At 54.1% G+C, this 20889-nt stretch carries 21 protein-coding genes, 1 tRNA gene and 1 pseudogene; 18 read left to right on the forward strand and 5 right to left on the reverse strand.

Annotated features, from left to right (window positions below):
• Positions 1-2 precede the first annotated feature (2 nt).
• On the reverse strand, positions 3-410 hold the full coding sequence (gloA, locus tag ACTHSL_RS01000) for a lactoylglutathione lyase (RefSeq protein WP_440380003.1): 408 nt from the start codon (positions 408-410) through the stop codon (positions 3-5).
• Positions 411-699: 289 nt separating this feature from the next.
• On the opposite strand from gloA, the gene ACTHSL_RS01005 reads away from it, so the two are divergent.
• Both ACTHSL_RS01005 and pntB read left to right on the forward strand, forming a co-directional pair.
• Positions 700-2241 carry a Re/Si-specific NAD(P)(+) transhydrogenase subunit alpha gene (locus ACTHSL_RS01005; RefSeq protein WP_440380004.1) on the forward strand — a complete coding sequence of 514 codons (1542 nt, stop codon included), beginning with the start codon at positions 700-702 and terminating at the stop codon, positions 2239-2241.
• 98 nt (positions 2242-2339) lie between these two features.
• On the forward strand, positions 2340-3725 hold the full coding sequence (pntB, locus tag ACTHSL_RS01010; protein WP_440380005.1) for a Re/Si-specific NAD(P)(+) transhydrogenase subunit beta: 1386 nt from the start codon (positions 2340-2342) through the stop codon (positions 3723-3725).
• 259 nt (positions 3726-3984) lie between these two features.
• Here pntB and ACTHSL_RS01015 read toward each other — a convergent pair.
• Positions 3985-4060: transfer RNA gene (locus ACTHSL_RS01015), tRNA-Ile, on the reverse strand.
• Positions 4061-4242: 182 nt separating this feature from the next.
• Here ACTHSL_RS01015 and mnmA point away from each other — a divergent pair.
• From mnmA to ACTHSL_RS01030, 3 genes are all read left to right on the forward strand, one after another.
• The gene (mnmA, locus tag ACTHSL_RS01020) at positions 4243-5346 is read left to right on the forward strand and encodes a tRNA 2-thiouridine(34) synthase MnmA (RefSeq protein WP_440380006.1); all 1104 of its coding nucleotides are present in this window, start codon (positions 4243-4245) and stop codon (positions 5344-5346) included.
• Between the two features lie 78 nt (positions 5347-5424).
• The gene (locus ACTHSL_RS01025) at positions 5425-7110 is read left to right on the forward strand and encodes an AMP-binding protein (RefSeq protein ID WP_440380007.1); all 1686 of its coding nucleotides are present in this window, start codon (positions 5425-5427) and stop codon (positions 7108-7110) included.
• Between the two features lie 267 nt (positions 7111-7377).
• The gene (locus ACTHSL_RS01030; protein ID WP_440380008.1) at positions 7378-8415 is read left to right on the forward strand and encodes a histone deacetylase family protein; all 1038 of its coding nucleotides are present in this window, start codon (positions 7378-7380) and stop codon (positions 8413-8415) included.
• A 128-nt stretch (positions 8416-8543) separates the two neighbouring features.
• On the opposite strand, the gene ACTHSL_RS01035 is transcribed toward ACTHSL_RS01030, so the two are convergent.
• Complete coding sequence (locus tag ACTHSL_RS01035; protein ID WP_440380071.1) at positions 8544-9716, reverse strand: alpha-hydroxy acid oxidase; 1173 nt, start codon at positions 9714-9716, stop codon at positions 8544-8546.
• Between the two features lie 200 nt (positions 9717-9916).
• Between ACTHSL_RS01035 and iscR the strand changes: the two genes are divergently transcribed.
• The 6 genes from iscR to iscA all read left to right on the forward strand — a co-directional run bounded on the left by iscR (position 9917) and on the right by iscA (position 13579).
• Positions 9917-10360: a Fe-S cluster assembly transcriptional regulator IscR gene (iscR, locus tag ACTHSL_RS01040; protein ID WP_204812377.1), complete on the forward strand. Its 444-nt coding sequence runs from the start codon at positions 9917-9919 to the stop codon at positions 10358-10360.
• 23 nt (positions 10361-10383) lie between these two features.
• Positions 10384-11598 (forward strand): IscS subfamily cysteine desulfurase, encoded by a 1215-nt coding sequence (locus ACTHSL_RS01045; protein WP_440380009.1) that lies wholly within the window; start codon positions 10384-10386, stop codon positions 11596-11598.
• Between the two features lie 633 nt (positions 11599-12231).
• Positions 12232-12360 carry a hypothetical protein gene (locus ACTHSL_RS01050; protein WP_002234986.1) on the forward strand — a complete coding sequence of 43 codons (129 nt, stop codon included), beginning with the start codon at positions 12232-12234 and terminating at the stop codon, positions 12358-12360.
• Positions 12361-12429: 69 nt separating this feature from the next.
• The gene (gene iscU / locus ACTHSL_RS01055; RefSeq protein ID WP_003770455.1) at positions 12430-12816 is read left to right on the forward strand and encodes a Fe-S cluster assembly scaffold IscU; all 387 of its coding nucleotides are present in this window, start codon (positions 12430-12432) and stop codon (positions 12814-12816) included.
• Between the two features lie 141 nt (positions 12817-12957).
• The gene (locus tag ACTHSL_RS01060) at positions 12958-13212 is read left to right on the forward strand and encodes a recombinase RecA (protein ID WP_440380010.1); all 255 of its coding nucleotides are present in this window, start codon (positions 12958-12960) and stop codon (positions 13210-13212) included.
• Positions 13213-13258: 46 nt separating this feature from the next.
• Positions 13259-13579, forward strand: a complete 321-nt coding sequence (iscA, locus tag ACTHSL_RS01065) for an iron-sulfur cluster assembly protein IscA (RefSeq protein WP_440380011.1) — start codon at positions 13259-13261, stop codon at positions 13577-13579.
• Here iscA and arfA read toward each other — a convergent pair.
• Positions 13539-13777: pseudogene (gene arfA, locus ACTHSL_RS01070) on the reverse strand (alternative ribosome rescue factor ArfA). The gene iscA and the pseudogene arfA sit on opposite strands and share 41 nt — an antisense overlap.
• 198 nt (positions 13778-13975) lie before the next feature.
• Between arfA and hscB the strand changes: the two are divergent.
• The 7 genes from hscB to murB all read left to right on the forward strand — a co-directional run bounded on the left by hscB (position 13976) and on the right by murB (position 20295).
• Positions 13976-14476 (forward strand): Fe-S protein assembly co-chaperone HscB, encoded by a 501-nt coding sequence (gene hscB / locus ACTHSL_RS01075; RefSeq protein ID WP_107884181.1) that lies wholly within the window; start codon positions 13976-13978, stop codon positions 14474-14476.
• A 41-nt stretch (positions 14477-14517) separates the two neighbouring features.
• Positions 14518-16371 carry a Fe-S protein assembly chaperone HscA gene (hscA, locus tag ACTHSL_RS01080; protein WP_440380012.1) on the forward strand — a complete coding sequence of 618 codons (1854 nt, stop codon included), beginning with the start codon at positions 14518-14520 and terminating at the stop codon, positions 16369-16371.
• Between the two features lie 238 nt (positions 16372-16609).
• Positions 16610-16972, forward strand: a complete 363-nt coding sequence (locus ACTHSL_RS01085) for a TIGR02328 family protein (protein WP_440380013.1) — start codon at positions 16610-16612, stop codon at positions 16970-16972.
• 77 nt (positions 16973-17049) lie between these two features.
• Positions 17050-17391: an ISC system 2Fe-2S type ferredoxin gene (gene fdx / locus ACTHSL_RS01090; RefSeq protein ID WP_049248467.1), complete on the forward strand. Its 342-nt coding sequence runs from the start codon at positions 17050-17052 to the stop codon at positions 17389-17391.
• 216 nt (positions 17392-17607) lie between these two features.
• Complete coding sequence (gene iscX / locus ACTHSL_RS01095) at positions 17608-17805, forward strand: Fe-S cluster assembly protein IscX (RefSeq protein ID WP_440380014.1); 198 nt, start codon at positions 17608-17610, stop codon at positions 17803-17805.
• A 91-nt stretch (positions 17806-17896) separates the two neighbouring features.
• Positions 17897-19276: an MATE family efflux transporter gene (locus ACTHSL_RS01100; RefSeq protein ID WP_440380015.1), complete on the forward strand. Its 1380-nt coding sequence runs from the start codon at positions 17897-17899 to the stop codon at positions 19274-19276.
• On the forward strand, positions 19273-20295 hold the full coding sequence (murB, locus tag ACTHSL_RS01105; RefSeq protein WP_440380016.1) for a UDP-N-acetylmuramate dehydrogenase: 1023 nt from the start codon (positions 19273-19275) through the stop codon (positions 20293-20295). Before ACTHSL_RS01100 ends, murB begins: the two co-directional genes overlap by 4 nt.
• A gap of 231 nt (positions 20296-20526) precedes the next feature.
• Here murB and ACTHSL_RS01110 read toward each other — a convergent pair whose 3' ends face one another.
• On the reverse strand, positions 20527-20889 hold the full coding sequence (locus ACTHSL_RS01110) for an ACP-like domain-containing protein (protein WP_440380072.1): 363 nt from the start codon (positions 20887-20889) through the stop codon (positions 20527-20529).

Consider the following 20889-nt stretch of genomic DNA (forward strand, 5'->3'; position numbering starts at 1 on the left):
CTTTAATATTGCACGGAATCTTTGCCCGTATTTTTCTGGATGAACTCGATTTTATAACCGTCGGGGTCTTCCACAAAGGCAATCACGGTCGTGCCGTGCATCATCGGTCCGGCTTCGCGCACGACTTTCCCTCCCTTCTCTTTCACACGGTCGCAGGCTTTATAAGCATCGTCGACCTCGATGGCGATGTGGCCGTAAGCATTGCCCAAATCGTAGCTTTCGGTATCCCAGTTGTGTGTCAGTTCCAAAACCGTGCTTTCAGCCTCGCTGCCGTAGCCGACGAAAGCCAACGTAAACCGCCCTTCGGGATAATCCTTCTGTCGCAGCAGCTGCATCCCCAATACGTCCTGATAAAACTCGAGCGATTTTTTCAAATCGCCCACCCGCAGCATGGTGTGGAGCATACGCATAATTGTGTTTCCTTTTTTATCTGTTTAATCGACAAAAGTGCTTCCAATCCCGCACTTCAAGCGGCAACATTGTACGGCAAGCGGCTGCCGGGCGGCAATAAACGATGCCGAAATGCGTTTTTTTCAGCCAAAGCGGTTGCCCCTGTTCAGGCTTTCAGTTATAAAGTTAATCAATATCCTCGGATAAACGCTATGCCTTAATTTTCGGCGGTCTTGCAGTCGTGAATCCCACTGCATCAATTGCCTTTTATCGCTTTCCATATCCTGAATATTTGAAAGGAAACAATACATGAAAATCGGTATCCCAAAAGAGTCCCTTGCCGGTGAAACCCGTGTGGCCTGCACCCCCGCCACCGTTGCCCAATTGCAGAAACTGGGCTTCGATGTAGTGGTGGAACATGGCGCGGGCTTGGGCGCGAGTTTTGACGATGCAGCCTATGAAGAAGCGGGGGCCACGGTTGCCGCAGCCGCCGAAGTGTGGAAATGCCCGCTGATTTACAAGCTGAACGCGCCGAACGGCAACGAATGCCGCCGTCTGAAAGAAGGCCAGACTTTGGTCGGCTTCCTTTATCCGAACCAAAACGAAGAACTGGTTAAAAAACTGGCCGATAAAAAGGTCAATGTATTGGCGATGGACATGGTGCCCCGCATTTCCCGCGCGCAGGCTTTAGACGCTTTGTCTTCGATGGCAAACATCAGCGGCTACCGCGCCGTGATTGAAGCCGCCAACGCCTTCGGCCGTTTCTTCACCGGTCAAATTACCGCCGCAGGCAAAGTGCCGCCCGCGCAGGTTTTGGTGATTGGCGCAGGTGTGGCAGGTTTGGCGGCAATCGGTACGGCAAACTCGCTCGGTGCAGTGGTGCGCGCGTTCGACACCCGCTTGGAAGTGGCGGAACAAATCGAATCGATGGGCGGCAAGTTCCTGAAACTCGACTTCCCGCAAGAATCGGGCGGCAGCGGCGACGGCTACGCCAAAGTGATGAGCGACGAATTTATCGCCGCCGAGATGAAGCTCTTTGCCGAACAGGCGAAAGAAGTGGACATCATCATCACTACCGCCGCCATTCCGGGCAAACCCGCGCCCAAGCTGATTACCAAAGAAATGGTGAAAAGCATGAAATCCGGCTCCGTCATCGTCGATTTGGCGGCGGCGACGGGCGGCAACTGCGAACTCACCAAACCGGGCGAATTGTTCATAACCGACAACGGCGTGAAAATCATCGGCTACACCGACATGGCAAACCGCCTTGCCGGACAGTCTTCCCAGCTTTACGCCACCAACTTGGTGAATCTGACCAAGCTGTTAAGCCCGAACAAAGACGGCGAAATCACGCTGGACTTCGAAGACGTGATTATCCGCAACATGACCGTTACCCGCGACGGCGAAATCACCTTCCCGCCTCCGCCGATTCAAGTTTCCGCCCAGCCGCAGCAAACGTCGTCTGAAAAAGCCGCGCCTGCCGCCAAGCCCGAGCCGAAACCCGTTCCCCTGTGGAAAAAACTCGCTCCCGCCGTCATCGCCGCCGTATTGGTACTGTGGGTCGGCGCGGTTGCACCCGCAGCATTCTTGAACCACTTTATCGTGTTCGTCCTCGCCTGCGTCATCGGCTACTACGTCGTCTGGAACGTCAGCCACTCGCTGCATACCCCGCTGATGTCCGTGACCAACGCCATTTCCGGCATCATCGTTGTCGGCGCGCTGCTGCAAATCAGCCAAGGCAACGGCTTCGTTACCCTACTAGCCTTCATCGCCATCCTGATTGCCAGCATCAATATCTTCGGCGGCTTCTTCGTAACGCGCCGGATGTTGAATATGTTTAGGAAAGGGTAAAACGGGTTTTCAGACTGTCAAAGCCGTCTGAATCAAGTTTTCAGACGGCCTCCGAGTTTCAAAATACATTTACTTTCACAAATAATTGGAGAATCACCATGTCTTCAGGACTCGTTACAGCGGCGTACATCGTAGCCGCGATACTGTTCATCTTCTCGCTGGCGGGGCTGTCCAAGCAGGAAACCGCCAAGCAGGGCTGTTATTCCGGCGTAGCGGGGATGGCGGTCGCCTTGTTCGTTACCGTGTTTTCCGAAAACACCAACGGACTGGGCTGGATCATCATCGCCATGCTTATCGGCGCGGCCATCGGCATCTACAAAGCCAAAAAAGTAGAAATGACCGAAATGCCCGAGCTGATTGCGCTCTTGCACAGCTTCGTCGGCTTGGCGGCGGTTTTGGTCGGCTTCAACAGCTATATCGAGCCGGGCGACATCTCATCCGATACGCACACCATCCATCTGGTCGAAGTGTATTTGGGCATCTTCATCGGCGCAGTAACCTTTACCGGCTCGCTGGTCGCGTTCGGCAAGCTCAACGGCAAAATCAGCAGCGCGCCGCTGCAACTGCCCGCCAAACACAAGCTCAACCTCGCCGCATTGGTTTTATCCTTTATCCTGATGCTGGTGTTCGTATCCGTTGACGGCAGCGGCTTCATCCTGATTCTGATGACCCTGATCGCGCTCGCATTCGGCTGGCACTTGGTCGCCTCCATCGGCGGCGCGGATATGCCCGTAGTCGTGTCCATGCTGAACTCCTACTCCGGCTGGGCGGCCGCAGCGGCAGGCTTCATGCTCTCCAACGACCTGCTCATCGTCACCGGTGCGCTGGTCGGCTCCAGCGGCGCGATTCTGTCCTACATCATGTGTAAAGCCATGAACCGCTCCTTCATCTCCGTGATTGCAGGCGGTTTCGGTACCGACGGCTCATCGGCAGCGGCAGACGGCGAAGAAATCGGCGAATACCGCGAAGCCAAACCCGCCGAAGTCGCCGAAATGCTGCGCAACGCAAGCAGCGTCATCATCACCCCAGGCTACGGCATGGCAGTGGCGCAAGCGCAATACCCTGTTGCCGAAATCACCGAGCTTTTGCGTAAAAACGGCACCGAAGTACGCTTCGGCATCCACCCCGTCGCCGGCCGCCTGCCCGGTCATATGAACGTACTGCTTGCCGAAGCCAAAGTCCCCTACGACATCGTGTTGGAAATGGACGAAATTAACGACGATTTCCCTGAAACCGACGTAGTGCTGGTCATCGGCGCGAACGACACCGTCAACCCCGCCGCCCAAACCGACCCGAACAGCCCGATTGCCGGCATGCCCGTATTGGAAGTGTGGAAGGCAAAAGAAGTCGTCGTCTTCAAACGCTCGATGAACACCGGCTACGCAGGCGTACAAAACCCGCTGTTCTTCAACGAAAACAGCGTGATGTGCTTCGGCGACGCGAAGAAAACCGTTGACGAGATTTTGGCGGAATTGAAGAAATAAGGCCGTCTGAAAAGCTCGGCTAAGATTTTAAATCCGTCTGATTGGACAAAATCGCTGCAAACCCTATCCATGAAGGCTTGCAGCGATTTTTTAACGTCATTCGAATTTCAACACCCAATAGCAGCCGACCAGCCCATTTTAAGATACGGCAGATGAAAACAGTCCGATCAGGCCCGCTTTGTATCATGCCGACATCCGCCAAACCAATTGTTCAGATACAAAAAAACCGCCGGAACCTATATTCCATGCGGCTTAGATATGGTGGGTCCGGTGGGGTTCGAACCCACGACCAAGGGATTATGAGTCCCCTGCTCTAACCCCTGAGCTACAGACCCGGCTAGAACAAAACAAATAAGGGCGCGATTGTATCCTTAAATTCGCATTGAAACAAGCATAGATTTTATATTTTCAGACGGCCTGCTATACAAAGGCCGTCTGAAAATATAAAATCTGGCGCAATCAGTAATTTGTGTAATTTGCGAACCCCTTATCCTCATCTCATTTCCACCTCCCAGGCATGAACATCGACCACACACAGCAAAACATCATCGTCGGGCTCTCCGGCGGCGTCGACTCCTCCGTAACGGCCGCCCTGCTCAAACAGCAGGGACACCGAGTGCACGGCGTATTCATGCAAAACTGGGAAGACGACGACAACGATGAATATTGCAGCATCAAACAAGACTCTTTCGACGCCATCGCCGTGGCCGACATCCTCAGCATCGACATCGACATCGTCAATTTCGCCGCACAATACAAAGACAAAGTATTCGCCTATTTCCTCAAAGAATACGGTGCAGGCAGGACGCCGAATCCCGACGTATTGTGCAACGCCGAAATCAAGTTTAAATGCTTTTTGGACTACGCCCTAGAGCAAGGCGCGGACACCATCGCCACCGGCCACTATGCACGCAAAGAAGTCCGAAACGGCGTGCACTACCTGCTCAAAGGCCTCGACCGAAACAAAGACCAAAGCTATTTCCTCCACCGCCTCCAACCCTTCCAGCTCGAACGCGCGATTTTCCCGCTGGGCGGTTTGGAAAAACCCGAAGTCCGCCGCCTTGCCGCCGAATTCAATTTGCCGACCGCCACCAAAAAAGACAGTACCGGCATCTGCTTCATCGGCGAACGTCCGTTCCGCGAGTTCCTGCAAAAATACCTGCCGACCAACAACGGCAAAATGGTGACGCCCGAAGGCAAAACCGTCGGCGAACACGTCGGGCTGATGTTCTACACGCTCGGACAGCGCAAAGGATTGGGCATCGGCGGCGCGGGTGAACCGTGGTTTGTTGCCGCGAAGGATTTGACGAAAAACGAACTCATCGTCGTGCAAGGTCATGACCATCCACTGCTCTACACCCGCAGCCTCGTCATGAACGATTTGAGTTTCACGCTGTCCGAACGTCCGAAAGAAGGGCGCTACACCTGCAAAACCCGCTACCGCATGGCGGATGCGCCCTGCGAATTGCGTTATCTCGATGATGAAACGGTCGAGCTGGTGTTTGACGAACCGCAATGGGCAGTAACGCCCGGTCAATCCGCCGTGCTGTACGACGGCGATGTCTGCTTGGGCGGCGGCATTATCATGTCCACAGACAAGCCCGTCATCATCACCCGATAAAACATCAGGCCGTCTGAAAACCGATTGGCGCATTTCGCCAAAACGTTTCAGACGGCCTCAACCTAGAAAGCGAACATTATGGAAAAGCCCTGGCTCGACAGCTATGAAAAAGGCGTAAAAGCCGAAATCGACGAGACACTCTACCAATCCATCCCCGACGTATTCCGTCAAAGCGTGGAAAAATTCGCGAACCAACCAGCGTTTCAAAACATGGGCAAAACGCTCACTTACGCCGAGGTCGGCAAGCTGGCGGAAAATTTCGCTTCCTATCTGCAAAACGTCCTGAAGCTGCCGCGCGGCGAGCGCGTGGCGATTATGCTGCCCAACCTGCTGCAATACCCGATTGCGCTTTTCGGCATCCTGCAGGCGGGGCTGGTGGCGGTAAACACCAATCCGCTCTACACCCCGCGCGAGCTGGAGCATCAGTTGAAAGATAGCGGCGCGACCACCATCATCGTTTTGGAAAATTTTGCCAACACGCTGGAGCTGGTGCTGCCGCGCACGCAAATCAAACACGTCATCGTCGCCTCTGTCGGAGAAATGTTCGGCTTCTTCAAAGGCACGCTGATGAATTTCGTGCTGCGCAAAATCAAAAAAATGGTGCCCGAATACCGCATTTCCGGTGCCATTCCTTTTCAGACAACCCTGAAAGAAGGTGCGGCGCATACCTTCCGCCCCGTTACCCTGACCCGCGAAGACACCGCGCTGTTGCAATACACGGGCGGCACGACCGGCGTCGCCAAAGGCGCCATCCTCAGCCACGGCAACATCTGCGCCAATATGCTTCAGGCGAAAGAATGGATTAAATTCCAACTGCGCGAAGGCAAAGAAACCGTCATCGCCGCGCTGCCGCTTTACCACATCTTCGCCCTGACGGTGAACCTGATGATTTTCGCCAATACCGGTTCCAAAATCATCCTGATTACCAACCCGCGCGATATGAAGGGCTTTATCGGCGAGCTGAAAAAAGAAAGCATCAGCGTCTTCATCGGCGTGAATACCTTGTTTAACGGCATGGTCAACCAACCCGATTTCGCCACCGTCGATTTCTCCAACCTGCGCCTGACTTTGGGCGGCGGCATGGCGACTCAAAAAGCCGTTGCCGAAAAATGGAAAAACATCACCGGCACGCCCATTGTCGAAGCCTACGGCCTGACCGAAGCCAGCCCCGGCGTATGCGCCAACCCTCTAAACATCCCCGCCTACACCGGCGGCATCGGCCTACCCATCCCCTCCACCGAAATCGAACTGCGCGATGCCGACGGCAACGAAGTCGCACAAGGACAACCGGGCGAAATGTGGATACGCGGCCCGCAAGTGATGAAAGGCTATTGGAACCGCCCCGAAGAAACGGCCAAAGTACTGGATGCGCGCGGCTTCCTTGCTACAGGCGACATCGCCGTCATGGACGAAAAAGGCTGGTTCAAACTGGTAGACCGCAAAAAAGACCTGATTGTCGTTTCCGGCTTCAACGTCTATCCGAATGAAGTCGAAGACGTTGCCGCCTCGCACCCGAAAGTTTTAGAAGCCGCCTGCATTGGCGTTTCAAGCCCGAAAACCGGCGAAGCATTGAAACTGTTTATCGTCAAAAAAGACGAATCGCTGACCGCGGAAGAGCTCATCGCCTTCTGCCGCACCGAGCTGACCGCCTATAAAGTGCCGAAAGACATCGAATTCCGCGACGAACTACCCAAGTCCAACGTAGGCAAAATCCTGCGCCGCGAACTGCGCAAAGAAGCGGAACAAAACGCGGCATCCGCCTAATATCTCCGAAGGCCGTCTGAAAACACGAAGCAACACAACTGTGCCAACCTTCAGGGATTGAATCCCTGACGGTGCAGGACAACAGACCCGCAGATACATATCCTGCGGGTTTGTCTCGTTTCAACCCGATACCGTTTTCAGACGGCCTATCCTTATCCGCGCCCCAAATCTGACAAACTACTCTAATTTGATTACAATCCGGCTTCTTTTTTCAGACGGCCACAACCGTCGTGCCGCCTTCCCTACCAGACTGCCGAAAAATAAATCATGCTACTCCTTTCCCAGCGGTTGCGCCGCCTGTTCGGCCGCCCTTTGCGCCTCGGCTGGTTTGACCACCCGACGATGCATGCCTACCGGCCGCCGAAACACCCCGACAGCCCCGAACGCGTGGCCGCCGTCGAGACCGAACTGCGCCGTCAGGGCATCTGGCCGCATCTGTTGCAGATTCAGGGAAAAGAGGCAACCGACAGTCAAATCGCACTCGCCCATTCGCGCAGCTACCTCTTCCGGCTGGAAGGTATGCAGCCTCAGGCAGGCAAAATACGCCGCATCGACGACGACACCGTTTTAACCAACAACGCATTGGAAGCCGCCAGAATCGCCGCAGGCACCGTGATAAAAGCCGTCGATTTCGTCTTGGCCGGCAAAATACGCAACGCCTTTTGTGCCACCCGCCCGCCTGGACATCATGCCAAAAGCAAACAAAGCGGCAGCTTCTGCCTCATCAACCACACGGCCGTCGCCGCCATGCACGCCGTTTCGCGGCACCACCTGCAACGGGTCGTCGTACTGGATTTCGACGTGCACAGAGGAGACGGCAGCGAAGAAATTCTGCACGGACAACCCAACATCCTGCTGCTGGGTTTGAGTCAAAATAGGCTGTACCCCTACGACGACCATCCCTTGCCGAAGAACGGCAACTGTTTCAATGCAGCCCTGTCCGAACGCTGCGGCAGCCGCGAATTCCGCCATACCGTCCGCAACGAATGGCTGCCGCGCCTGCGCGCCTTCAAACCGCAACTGATCCTGCTCTCCGCCGGTTTCGACGCACACCGCGACGACCCCCTCGGCGACACGCGCCTGCACGAGGCCGACTACGCCTGGCTGACGCATAAAATTATGCAAACCGCCCCGCAATGCGGCGGAAAAATCGTTTCCGTCCTTGAAGGCGGCTATCACCCGCCCTCGCTGGCCGCCGCCGCAGCCGCCCACCTGTACGTACTCGCCGGGCTGGGAAAACCGCCCTGCGCCGTCGAATATGAGCAGCTGTTGAAACGGGAAGAAGAAAAAAATCAGGCCGTCTGAAAAAACTTTCAGACGGCCTGAACAGTCAATATCGGCTATCCGCAACTGCAGCAACCCTCATCATTCTGCGGCTGCGGCACACTCCGTTTGCGGAAAATCCTGCGGAATCGGCAAAACAAAATAGGCAATCAGCGCGCAGACTGCGGATAAGTGCCTTCCACCAATATATTTTCGTCAACATCATGCAGATTGCGGTGACCGGTAAACGCCATCGTAATATCCATTTCGTTATACATAATCTCCAAAGCACGGCGCACGCCATCCTCGCCGTACGCGCCCAGTCCGTATAAAAACGCCCTGCCCGTCATAAAGCCGCGCGCGCCCATCGCCCAAGCCTTCAGCATATCCTGCCCGCTGCGGATACCGCTGTCCAGCCACACTTCGGTCCTGCTGCCAACCGCCTGCACGATATCAGGCAATGCATGAATAGACGAAGGCGCACCGTCCAACTGGCGGCCACCGTGATTGGACACCACAATCGCATCCGCCCCGTGTTTGACCGCCAACTCCGCATCTTCAGGTTCCATAATCCCTTTAATAATCAGCTTGCCGCCCCACAAATCCTTAATTCGGGCAACATCGTCCCAGCTCAGGCGCGGGTCGAATTGTTCGGAAGTCCACGAAGACAGCGAAGACAAATCGCCGACGTTTTTCGCATGGCCGACGATATTGCGGAAAGTTCGCCGCTCGGTGTGCAACATATTCCAACACCATTCCCATTTCATCGCCAAATTGATGCAGTTCAACAACGTCGGTTTGGGCGGTGCGGACAAACCGTTTTTAATATCCTTATGGCGTTGCCCCAAAACCTGCAAATCGGCGGTCAGAATCAGCGCGGAGCATTTTGCCGCCTGCGCCCGCTTAATCAGATTTTCCATGAATTCGCGGTCGCGCATCACATAAAGCTGAAACCAAAACGGCGCGGAAGTGTTTTCAGCCACATCTTCAATCGAACAAATCGACATTGTGGACAGGCAAAACGGAATGCCGAATTTTTCCGCCGCCCGTGCCGCATGGATTTCGCCGTCAGCCCACATCATACCTGTAAAACCTGTAGGCGCTATTGCCATTGGCATATTGACATCCTGCCCTATCATTTTGGCAGCCAAAGAACGCCCTTCCATATTAACCAATACCCTTTGGCGTAGTTTTATCGGTGCGAAGTCGGCAGTATTCGCATGATAGGTCGTCTGGGTCCAAGAGCCTGAATCCACATAATCAAAGAACATTTTTGGTATCTTTAGTTTGGCGATTTTTCGTAAATCTTCAATGCAGGTTATTTTTTCTAAATTTCGCATAATTTTTTCATAGTAAATTTTTTTATAAAATGGGAGGCAACTAAGAAGCTGCGGACTCTATCGTAAGTCATACTTATTTGCAAATGAATATTATTAAAAATATCATAAATAATTGACTTCAATCAAACAAAGTGCAAATACTTGACTAATTCACTCAACTATCGCAAAATCCCACTTCTAAAACATAACATCACAAAACCACCATGCGACTGACTACCAAAGGACGCTTCGCCGTAACCGCCATGCTCGATTTGGCTATGAACGCCCAAAACGGCGCGGTCAAACTAAACGACATCAGCGAACGCCAAAACATTTCACTATCCTACTTGGAACAACTGTTCGGCAAACTGCGCCGTGCCAAACTGGTGGACAGCATACGCGGGCCTGGCGGCGGTTACGTTTTGGCCAAAAGTGCCGACCAAATCAACATTGCCCAAATCATTACCGCTGCGGAAGACAAACTCGATGCCACGCAATGCAGCAGTAAGGCCGACTGCCACAACGGCGCGCCATGCCTAACCCACGACCTGTGGGAAAACCTGAACCGCACCATCAACCAATATCTCAGCAGCGTAACCCTGCAAACCGTGCTTAATCAAAAAGATCACCATTCGGGACAGGTAATCCATCTGACCCACATAAACTGACACAAATCAAAAGGAAAAACAAAATGGCTATCAAAACCCCAATCTACCTCGACTACGCCGCCACAACCCCCGTTGACAAACGCGTTGCCGAAAAAATGATTCCCTATCTGACCGAAACCTTCGGTAACCCCGCTTCCAACAGCCACGCATTCGGCTGGACGGCAGAAGAAGCCGTCGAAAAAGCCCGCACCGACATCGCCGCCCTGATTAACGCCGACCCCAAAGAAATCATCTTTACCAGCGGCGCGACCGAGTCCGACAACCTCGCCATCAAAGGCGCGGCAAACTTCTACAAAACCAAAGGCAAACACCTCATCACCGTCAAAACCGAACACAAAGCCGTGCTCGACACCATGCGCGAACTCGAACGCCAAGGTTTTGAAGTAACCTACCTCGGTGTGAAAGAAAACGGCCTGATTGATTTGGACGAACTCAAAGCCGCCATCCGCGACGACACCATCCTGATTTCCGTAATGTGGGTGAACAACGAAATCGGCGTGGTGCAAGACATTCCCGCCATCGGCGAAATCTGCCGCGAACGCAAAATCATCTTCCACGTCGATGCCGCCCAAGCCTGCGGTAAAGTGCCTGTTGACGTAGAAGCCGCCAAAATCGACCTGCTGTCCATGTCCGGCCACAAAGTGTACGGCCCCAAAGGCATCGGCGCACTGTACGTCCGCCGCAAACCCCGCGTCCGCCTCGAAGCCCAAATGCACGGCGGCGGCCACGAACGCGGCTTCCGCAGCGGCACCCTGCCGACCCACCAAATCGTCGGTATGGGCGAAGCCTTCCGCATCGCCAAAGAAGAACTCGAGCAAGACATGGCGCACTACACCAAACTGCGCGACATCTTCCTCAAAGGCATCGAAGGCATCGAAGAAGTCTATATCAACGGCGACCTCGAACACCGCGCCCCGAACAACCTGAACGTCAGCTTCAACTTCGTCGAAGGCGAAAGCCTGATTATGGCGGTGAAAGAACTCGCCGTATCCAGCGGCTCCGCCTGCACCTCCGCCTCGCTCGAACCCAGCTACGTCCTACGCGCCCTCGGCCGCAACGACGAACTGGCGCACTCATCCCTGCGCATCACCTTCGGTCGCATGACTACCGAAGAAGAAGTGCAGTTTGCGGCAGAACTGATCAAATCCAAAATCGGCAAACTGCGCGAACTGTCGCCGCTGTGGGAAATGTTCAAAGACGGGATTGATTTGAACTCGATTGAATGGGCGGCGCATTAAGAGCTGTTTGCACTTGGTGGAATGGAACACGGATTTGTGGATTCGAGTTCTTAGACTGCGTGAAAATAGGTGTAGACTGGGTCAGTAATCCAAATAAATCCACCAAGTTGCCTGAAACATCAAATTTGGTAATCTAACCTTAATGTAATGATTCTTAAATTGTTAATAAGGAGGCAACACAAATGGGAATTTGTGGTGAATATGGTCATCAGGATAATGATATTGTTTGTGAGAAATGTGGCCAAACATATCAAGAGAGTGAAAATAGTTTTTCTCGAAATGTGCCTAAAGGGAGCGGAGAATGTGAGAGATACTTAAAATGCCCTTTCTGTTATGAAGAATACTGTTTGGAATATGATCAGCCAAGTTTAGGATTGCATCCTTATTAAAAATATACTGCAACCAAAAATCAGCTTGTAATACACAGTGGCAGACTTCATATCCGTTTGACATAGACTTTTAGCAAGCGTAGGTTGAGTTGAAAACCTAACAAGCCTATTAATCCACCCGAAATGTTGGGTTTAATAACCCGACCTACCTAATACATTAATAACAAAAAAGGTTGTCTGAAAATCCTAAAAGACCTTTTCAGACGACCTAAAAGCCACCACATTAAAATCAAGGATACAACCCATGAACGAACAAGATTTAGATTTGGACAATCTCGACAACCTGCTTGAAGATTTTGACGGCGTTACCGTAGAAGGCGGCGTCGATTCGGAAAACGACGACGGCTGCGAAGGCGGCGCGTGCAAAATCTAAACTTCAGGCCGTCTGAAATCGGCAAACAAACCATTTTCAACCATCAAAAAACATAAAGGAAACCACACCATGGCATACAGCGATAAAGTCATCGATCACTACGAAAACCCCCGTAACGTCGGCACATTCGACAAAGACGACGAGTCTGTCGGCACCGGCATGGTCGGCGCGCCGGCCTGCGGCGACGTGATGCGCCTGCAAATCAAAGTGAACGACGAGGGCATCATCGAAGATGCGAAATTTAAAACTTACGGCTGCGGTTCTGCCATCGCTTCGTCTTCGCTTGTTACCGAATTGCTGAAAGGCAAGAGTTTGGATGAAGCCATGGCAATTAAAAACAGCGAAATCGCCGAAGAATTGGAATTGCCGCCGGTAAAAATCCACTGTTCGATTTTGGCCGAAGACGCAGTTAAAGCCGCCGTGTCCGACTACCGCAAAAAACGCGAAACAGCCTGATGCCGTTTTCAGACGGCCTGCTATCCGAGAGGCCGTCTGAAAAACAAAATGCCGCACCCAAACAGCCCGCCCTCCACACGAGACAGGCCGGCAAACCATCAAGAGACCACGGCGACAAGCGCACGGCAAAGAAAGAAACCCATGCCTTTTACCGAAGAACAAACCCAATCGCTGCTTGCCGTCAAAGGCATAGGCAAAACCGTATTGCAGCGGTTGCGGCAAATGGGCTTGGATGACGTAGCCAAACTTGCGGCAGCCGATGCAGACACCGTTTTACAGCACGGTGCGGCACTGACCGGCTCAACCTGCTGGAAAAACAGCCCGCAGGCCAAAGCCGCCGTAAACGCCGCAATCCAATGGGCACGCCAAAACCTTTCAGACGGCCTTTCAAAGTAAATCAGGCCGTCTGAAACCCGCTTCCACTCGAAAACAAAGGAAAAACATGATTACCATCACAGAAAACGCCGCCAACCACATCAAAAACTTCCTTGAAAAACGCGGCAAAGGCTTAGGCGTTCGCTTGGGCGTGAAAACCAGCGGCTGCTCAGGCATGGCTTATAATCTCGAATTTGTCGATGAAGCCGATCCTGAAGACTTGGTATTCGAACAAAGCGGCGCAAAAGTCTACATCGACCCTAAAAGCCTGGTGTATCTCGACGGCACGCAAATGGACTACACCAAAGAAGGTTTGCAGGAAGGTTTCAAATTCGAAAACCCCAACGTCAAAGATTCATGCGGCTGCGGCGAAAGCTTCCACGTTTGACATCCGTCGGGAAACGGGCAATAAAAAAGACGGGACAGTATCAAAACCGTCCCGCCATTTTTTCGCTTCCTGCCTGTTATAACTGCCTTTGCCTTTCCGTTTGCGCTCCGCCTTATGACGGAACAAATTGGATTTAACCAAAGCCTTCAACGCATTATCGCGGATTTTGCCCTTATTGAGCTGAACCTTTCCGGCCATCTGCCAGTCCTTTCATATTAAAACAAGCGGCGGATTATAGCCAAAACAAAAAAACGTAACAAGCTGATGTTTCAACAAAAAGGCCGCATATAAGGCACAGCCCCATGTACAGCCCTGCCGGAAACGCCGACACCCCGCCCGAACGAACCCTGCCCTACCGTCCCGAAAGATGGAGTTTCAAGCATTAAGGAAATTTCGATGAACCAACACTTTACCCTGTTCGGCCTGCCCGAAACCTTCCAAATCGACGAAAACGCGCTTGAAACCCGCTACCGCGCGCTGGCTGCCGGCTGCCATCCCGACAAATTTGCCTCGGCATCGGCTTTCGAACAAAAACAGGCCGTGATGATGGCTGCCGCCGTAAACGAAGCCTACCGCATCCTGAAAAACCCCATCGACCGCGCCGCCAGCCTGCTCATGACGCAAAACATCGATGCCGACGCCCCCGAACACACCGCCTTCGCGCCCGAATTCCTAATGCAGCAGATGGAATGGCGCGAAACGCTGGCCGAAGCCCGTGCGGCAGGCGACACCGCCGCCCTGAATGCCTTGGAGCGCCAAGTATCTGCGGAGCAAACCGCCCTATACGGCCAACTGGCTGCCGCCTTCGATGCGCAACAATATCAAACTGCCGCCCAACTCGTGCGACAAGGCCGTTTTCTCAATAAAATGCGGCAGGAAATCGAAAACGCCGTTTAAACCGAATCCGCCCCAAACACCGAATACATAAAGAACACATCATGGCACTACTCCAAATCGCCGAACCCGGCAAATCCGCCGCCCCCCACCAACACCGCCTTGCCGTCGGCATAGACTTGGGCACGACCAACAGCCTGGTTGCCACCGTCAAAAGCGGCAGCGCAACCTGCCTGAAAGACGAACAGGGCAATACCGCCCTGCCCTCCGTCGTCCGCTACCTTTCAGACGGCCTAGTCATCGGCGGCGAAGCCCTGGACGCGCAAAAAGCCGATCCGCAAAACACCGTCAGTTCCGCCAAACGCCTGATCGGGCGCAAACTCGAAGACATCGACACCGCCCACCTGCCCTACCGCTTCGGCAACGGCGGAAACATCATCGAAATCAACACGCGGCAAGGCGCGAAAACCCCGATAGACGTCTCTGCCGACATCCTGCGCCACCTGAAAGAACGCGCCGAAGCCAACTTGGGCGGTACACTTGTCGGCGCGGTCATCACCGTTCCCGCCTATTTCGACGAAGCCCAACGCCAAGCCACCAAAGACGCGGCACGGCTGGCGGGCATCAACGTCCTGCGCCTGCTGAACGAACCCACCGCCGCCGCCATCGCCTACGGGCTGGACAACGGCGCGGAAGGCACGTTTGTCGTTTACGACTTGGGCGGCGGCACGCTCGACGTATCCGTACTCGAACTGAGCAAAGGCCTGTTTGCCGTCAAATCCACCAACGGCAACAGCGCGCTGGGCGGCGACGACTTCGACCACCGCCTGTTCTGCCACCTGCTCGAACAAAACAAACTCTCCGCCCTGAACGAACAAGACAGCCAAAACCTGCTCTCCCTATCGCGCCGTGCCAAAGAACAACTTACCGGGCACGAACAAGCCACGGTCGAAACCACTCTTTCAGACGGCCGCAGCATCAGCACAGTAATCACCCGCCAGGAATTTCAAAACCTGACCCGCCAACTCGTCCAAAAAACCATAGAGCCAGTCAAACAGGCACTCAAAGATGCGGGCGTGTCTAAAGCCGACATCAAAGGCGTGATTATGGTCGGCGGCTCGACCCGTATGCCCCACATCCAACAAGCCGTCGCCACCTATTTCGGCCAAACCCCGCTCAACAACCTCAACCCCGACCAAGTCGTCGCACTGGGCGCGGCCATGCAGGCCGACATACTCGCCGGCAACAAAAACAGCGGCGACTGGCTGCTCTTGGACGTAACCCCGCTGTCGCTCGGACTCGAAACCTACGGCGGGCTGGCCGAAAAAATCATACCGCGCAACACCACCATCCCCACCGCCCGCGCACAAGAATTCACCACCTTCAAAGATGGCCAAACCGCGATGACCATCCACGTCGTCCAAGGCGAACGCGAACTCGTCGCCGACTGCCGCAGCCTGGCCAAATTCACCCTGCGCGGCATCCCGCCCATGAGTGCGGGCGCAGCGCGTATCCGCGTCACCTTCCAAGTCGATGCCGACGGCCTGCTGTCCGTATCCGCGCAAGAACAGACCACCGGCGTACAGGCGCAAATCGAAGTCAAACCTTCCTACGGCTTGGACGACCAAACCATCACCCGAATGCTCAAAGACAGCATGGCCAATGCCGCCGAAGACATGGCCGCCCGCGCCCGCGCCGAAGCCCTGGTCGAAGCCGAAAGCATCACCGCCGCCGTAACCGCCGCACTCGAACTGGACGGCGACTTGCTGGACGAGAACGAACAAGCCGATATACGCGGCTGCATCGCCGAACTGCAAAGCCGTCTGAAAGAAGGCACGGCCGAAGAAATCCGCGCCGCCGTCGCCAAATTGGGACAAAGCACCGACAACTTCGCCGCCAAACGCATGAACCGCACCATACAGCGCGCGCTGACAGGGCAGAATGTTGATAACATTTGACGGTAAAAGGTTTCAGACGGCCTATACAACAAAATAGGCCGTCTGAAGATATCGTCTGTAAAAACGAAATAAAGAGTCGAGATGGAAAAGTCCGGCATTGTCTATCTGATAAATATTTCGGCAAAAGCGGAACAAAATTAACCACTGAAATCGAAGACGGGCTCCATATTTATACCACCTACTCCAAACAAGGTTTAAAACAAGCCTATTCCGAATACCTGACATTATTTGAATCAAAATGAGATTCTGGCACCAAACCCTTATCCCGCTACTCCCCCGCGCCCAACTTTTAGGGCAACACCGCGAATGCGCCGCCTTACGCGGAGCAGGCTGGGGCAGGCCGCACGCGACGGTGAATTACGTCTTCACCCATTCTCCTCATAAGCTCTATCTGTATCACGTGCTGATTATGGAAGAAATGGAAAAACGCGGCTACAAACCCGACCCGTTGTGGAGAGACCCGCTGTACCGCGGCAAAGCGGTTGCCCCTTATCCCGCACACGATACCGAATCCGCCGATTCGCCGATTTACCCCGAACACGATGATGCTTATCTGGACGAATGTCTGGAAAATTTAAAAAGCAAGGGCATCATGCTATAAATGGTTTCAGACGGCCTCCAAACCATCAGGCCATCTGAAAACAAACAAACCGCAACCACTTAAAAAAAGAGATAAAAATGCCGAAAATCACCGTACTCCCCCACGCTTCACTCTGCCCCGAAGGCGCAGTCATCGAAGACGCGCCCGAAGGCAAAACCGTCCTCGACGTGCTGCTCGACCACGACATCGAAGTCGATCACGCCTGCGAAAAATCCTGCGCCTGCACCACCTGCCACGTCATCATCCGCAAAGGCTTCGACAGTTTGGAAGAGCCGACCGAACTGGAAGAAGACCTGCTCGACCAGGCATGGGGCTTGGAAGCCGACTCGCGCCTGAGCTGTCAGGCCGTTGTCGCCGACGAAGATTTGGTAGTGGAAATCCCCAAATACACCATCAACCACGCGCGTGAAGACCATTAAACGGCAACAGGCCGTCTGAAAACCCAAACAGGGCTTTCAGACGGCCTGACAACGTAATCCCGAAACACGAAGGACAAACCATTTTTCAACACATAGGGCCGCATATAAGGCGCAGCCCTGTGTGCAGCCCTGATTTGGAAAGGGTTACACCCATCCCAAATAAACCAAGGTTCCACCGCCCTGAAGGGCGGGGTTTCAACCGTGAAGGAAATTCTGATGAAATGGACAGACACCCAACGCATCGCCGAAGAACTCTACGATTTGCACGGCGACAGCATCGACCCGAAAACCGTACGCTTCACCCAACTGCGCGACTTAATTATGGCGCTGCCCGATTTTAACGACGACCCCGACCGTTGCGGCGAGCGCATCCTCGAAGCCGTACAGCAGGCATGGATTGAGGAAACGGAATAGGCCTTAACCGCCCGAATTTGTTAAAATACGCCCCTTTTTTATTTTTCAGACGGCCTGCACAACAGGCCGTCTGAACCGTATCGGAATTCCCATGCTGCTTGATTTGAACCGCTATTCCCCCGCTGTTTTCGCCAAAGAAGCCAAAGCTTTGGCTGCCTTGGCCTGGCCGATGATGCTGGCGCAGATTGCGGCAGTGGGGCTGGGGTTCGTCGATACCGTCATGGCGGGGGGCGCGGGCAAAGACGACTTGGCCGCCGTGGCGTTGGGCAGTGCGGCCTTCGCCACCGTATTCATTACCTGGATGGGCGTGATGACTGCGTTGAACCCGATTTTGTCGCAGCAGCACGGCGCGGGCGAAACGGCACAGGTAGGCGAAACCGGCCGTCAGGGCCTGTGGTTCGGCCTGCTGCTTGGCTTGGCCGGCATGGTGCTTCTGCTGGCCGCGATTCCGCCTTTTTTATGGTATTTGAAACTGTCGGACAATGTGGAAAACATGCTGGCGCAATATCTGATGTTTACCGCGCCCGCCATGCCCGCCATGATGCTGCACCGCGCCCTGCACGCCTACGCCTCCAGCCTGAACCGGCCGAAACCGATTATGTGGGTTTCCTGGGCCGCACTGTTGCTGAATATCCCGCTGAACTATGTTTTCGTATACGGCAAGTTCGGCATGCCGCAATTGGGCGGCGCGGGCTGCGGCTTGGCCACCATGCTGGTCTGCTGGTTCAGCACGGTCGCATTGTGGCTGTATGTGAAAAAATCGTCCTATTTCCACCGCTTCGGCCTGCAGGGCCGCTTTTCCAAACCGGATTTGGCGATGCTCAAGCAATTTTGGCAACTGGGCAAACCGGCCGGCCTGTCGTACTTTCTCGAAGCCAGCCTGTTTACCTTCATCATGTTTCTGATTGCCAAATTCGGCAATGATTATGTGGCGGCGCAACAAATCGTCATCAGCCTCACCGGCATTATCTACATGGTTCCCCAGGCCGTCGGAGCGGCGGTAACCGTACGCGTCGGTTACTCTATCGGGCGGCGGCAGAAACAGCGCGCGCGTTATATTTCCGGCGTCGGCATCGCCTGCGGCCTGATGCTGGCCTTATGCACCATGCTGCTGCTCTCCTTACTGCGCGCCCCATTGGCCGGAATGTACACCAAAGATGCCGCCGTTTTGCAGTTGGTGGCTTCCGTATTGCTTTTTTCCGCGCTGTTCCAACTGTTTGACTTTACCCAATGCATCGCATCATATGCCCTGCGCGGCTATAAAATCACCCGTGCGCCGATGCTGGTGCACGCCGCCGCCTTCTGGGGCTTGGGACTGATACCGGGCTGGCTGTTGGCCAATTTGGCCGGAATGAAGATTTACGGCTTTTGGGCGGCACTAATCGTTTCCCTCGCCGCTGCCGCCGTCCTGCTCGTGTGGCTGCTTGAAAAACACAGCAGGACCATCGCCAATCATTCGAGGTCATCATGATAAACATCCAAAAAAACATTGATTTGCAAACCCTCAACACCTTCGGCCTGCCGGGACGTGCCCGCTACTTTGCCGAACTGAACGATGCAGCCGAACTGCCTGCCCTCTGCGATAGCGAAATATTGGCCAAGCATCCCGTCCTTTGGCTGGGCGGCGGCAGCAACATCCTGCTCCGGGGCGACTATCCGGGGCTGGTGGTAAAAATCAACAATAAAGGCATCCGCGAAATCGGGCGTTCAGACGGCCTGGTGCTGCTGGAAGCGCAAGCAGGCGAAATCTGGCACGACTTCGTCTGCCACACCGTCGCCCTCAGCCTGAACGGCTTGGAAAACCTGAGCCTGATTCCCGGCACGGTCGGCGCGGCGCCCGTACAGAATATCGGGGCCTACGGCGTAGAAGTGAAAGACCTGATCGACACCGTCAAATGCTTCGATTTGGCCGAACGGCGGTTTGTCGAATTTTCCAACGCCGAATGCCGCTTCGCCTACCGCGACAGCCTGTTCAAGCAGGAAGGCAAAGGCCGTTACGTCATTTGCGCCGTCGTATTCAAACTCTCCACCGACTTCATCCTGAAAGCCGCTTACGGCGACCTGGCTGCCGTATTGGCCGAACAATGCGGTGGACGGCAGCCGACTGCCGGCAGCGTTTCCGAAGCCGTCTGCACCATCCGCCGCAGCAAACTGCCCGACCCTAAAATTCAAGGCAATGTCGGCAGCTTCTTCAAAAACCCCGTGGTTTCCGCACACCGTGCTGCCGAACTGCTCGCCGCCCATCCAACCATGCCGCACTATCCCCAGGCAGAAGGAACAGTCAAACTCGCCGCCGGATGGCTGATAGACCAATGCGGCCTGAAAAGCCGACGCATCGGCAACGCGGCCGTACACGAAAAACAGGCATTGGTCATCGTCAATCTCGGACAAGCCTCCGCTGCTGACGTTGCCTCATTGGCAGACGAAATCCGTAATCAGGTTCATCAAACTTTTGCCGTCGAATTGGAAACCGAACCCAACTGGGTTTAACTGCCGACATTTGGCCATAACGGATTACCTCTATCCCCAATATTACTGCCCTCCGAACCGTTTCCAATAAAAATACGGTAAAACAGCCGGTAAACCGATACAAGGCGGCAGGAGGCAAGCGGCAAAACCATAACCAATACAATAAAACCTTTACTGCCCTATCTTCAAAACCAGCAACAAAAAGGCCGTCTGAAAAACAATTTTCAGACGGCCTCTTAATATCAAGCAAGATTAACGACTGGTAGGTTCACAGTTTTTCACAATGAAACGTCCGCCCGGAGCGTTCAAGCCAACCACTTCGGAAGTGGTGTGCGTATCTTGGCTGATATAGCCGGCAGACATTACATAACCGCGTTTGTTTCTAAAAGTCGTACCGGTATCGTCGGAACGATTTCTGTCAATACGCAGGTTTGCTTTAGTACCGGCTGCATTGACATCGGCGCCGACAGCATTGCCATTACGGTCGAATTCATACATTACATTCAGTTTTTTACCGCTGTCGCAGCGGTAAGACACATAACCGGCAGGAGCGGCAACGGCACCGAATGAAACGGCAGCCAAAGCGGCAGCGGCAAAAGCAGGCAATAATTTCAT

The organism is Neisseria sp. P0008.S010, from assembly GCF_051962715.1.
Lineage (GTDB): Bacteria > Pseudomonadota > Gammaproteobacteria > Burkholderiales > Neisseriaceae > Neisseria > Neisseria elongata.

Excerpts from the sequence above, each read along its gene's own strand:
- mnmA (WP_440380006.1), top strand. The coding sequence starts at position 4,243 with ATGAACATCGACCACACACAGCAAAACATCATCGTCGGGCTCTCCGGC.
- ACTHSL_RS01100 (WP_440380015.1), top strand. The coding sequence starts at position 17,897 with ATGCTGCTTGATTTGAACCGCTATTCCCCCGCTGTTTTCGCCAAAGAA.
- fdx (WP_049248467.1), top strand. The coding sequence starts at position 17,050 with ATGCCGAAAATCACCGTACTCCCCCACGCTTCACTCTGCCCCGAAGGC.
- iscU (WP_003770455.1), top strand. The coding sequence starts at position 12,430 with ATGGCATACAGCGATAAAGTCATCGATCACTACGAAAACCCCCGTAAC.
- ACTHSL_RS01045 (WP_440380009.1), top strand. The coding sequence starts at position 10,384 with ATGGCTATCAAAACCCCAATCTACCTCGACTACGCCGCCACAACCCCC.
- ACTHSL_RS01085 (WP_440380013.1), top strand. The coding sequence starts at position 16,610 with ATGAGATTCTGGCACCAAACCCTTATCCCGCTACTCCCCCGCGCCCAA.
- hscA (WP_440380012.1), top strand. The coding sequence starts at position 14,518 with ATGGCACTACTCCAAATCGCCGAACCCGGCAAATCCGCCGCCCCCCAC.
- ACTHSL_RS01110 (WP_440380072.1), bottom strand. The coding sequence starts at position 20,889 with ATGAAATTATTGCCTGCTTTTGCCGCTGCCGCTTTGGCTGCCGTTTCA.
- ACTHSL_RS01050 (WP_002234986.1), top strand. The coding sequence starts at position 12,232 with ATGAACGAACAAGATTTAGATTTGGACAATCTCGACAACCTGCTTGAA.
- gloA (WP_440380003.1), bottom strand. The coding sequence starts at position 410 with ATGCGTATGCTCCACACCATGCTGCGGGTGGGCGATTTGAAAAAATCG.
- iscR (WP_204812377.1), top strand. The coding sequence starts at position 9,917 with ATGCGACTGACTACCAAAGGACGCTTCGCCGTAACCGCCATGCTCGAT.
- ACTHSL_RS01025 (WP_440380007.1), top strand. The coding sequence starts at position 5,425 with ATGGAAAAGCCCTGGCTCGACAGCTATGAAAAAGGCGTAAAAGCCGAA.
- hscB (WP_107884181.1), top strand. The coding sequence starts at position 13,976 with ATGAACCAACACTTTACCCTGTTCGGCCTGCCCGAAACCTTCCAAATC.
- iscX (WP_440380014.1), top strand. The coding sequence starts at position 17,608 with ATGAAATGGACAGACACCCAACGCATCGCCGAAGAACTCTACGATTTG.
- ACTHSL_RS01005 (WP_440380004.1), top strand. The coding sequence starts at position 700 with ATGAAAATCGGTATCCCAAAAGAGTCCCTTGCCGGTGAAACCCGTGTG.
- ACTHSL_RS01030 (WP_440380008.1), top strand. The coding sequence starts at position 7,378 with ATGCTACTCCTTTCCCAGCGGTTGCGCCGCCTGTTCGGCCGCCCTTTG.
- pntB (WP_440380005.1), top strand. The coding sequence starts at position 2,340 with ATGTCTTCAGGACTCGTTACAGCGGCGTACATCGTAGCCGCGATACTG.
- murB (WP_440380016.1), top strand. The coding sequence starts at position 19,273 with ATGATAAACATCCAAAAAAACATTGATTTGCAAACCCTCAACACCTTC.
- iscA (WP_440380011.1), top strand. The coding sequence starts at position 13,259 with ATGATTACCATCACAGAAAACGCCGCCAACCACATCAAAAACTTCCTT.
- ACTHSL_RS01060 (WP_440380010.1), top strand. The coding sequence starts at position 12,958 with ATGCCTTTTACCGAAGAACAAACCCAATCGCTGCTTGCCGTCAAAGGC.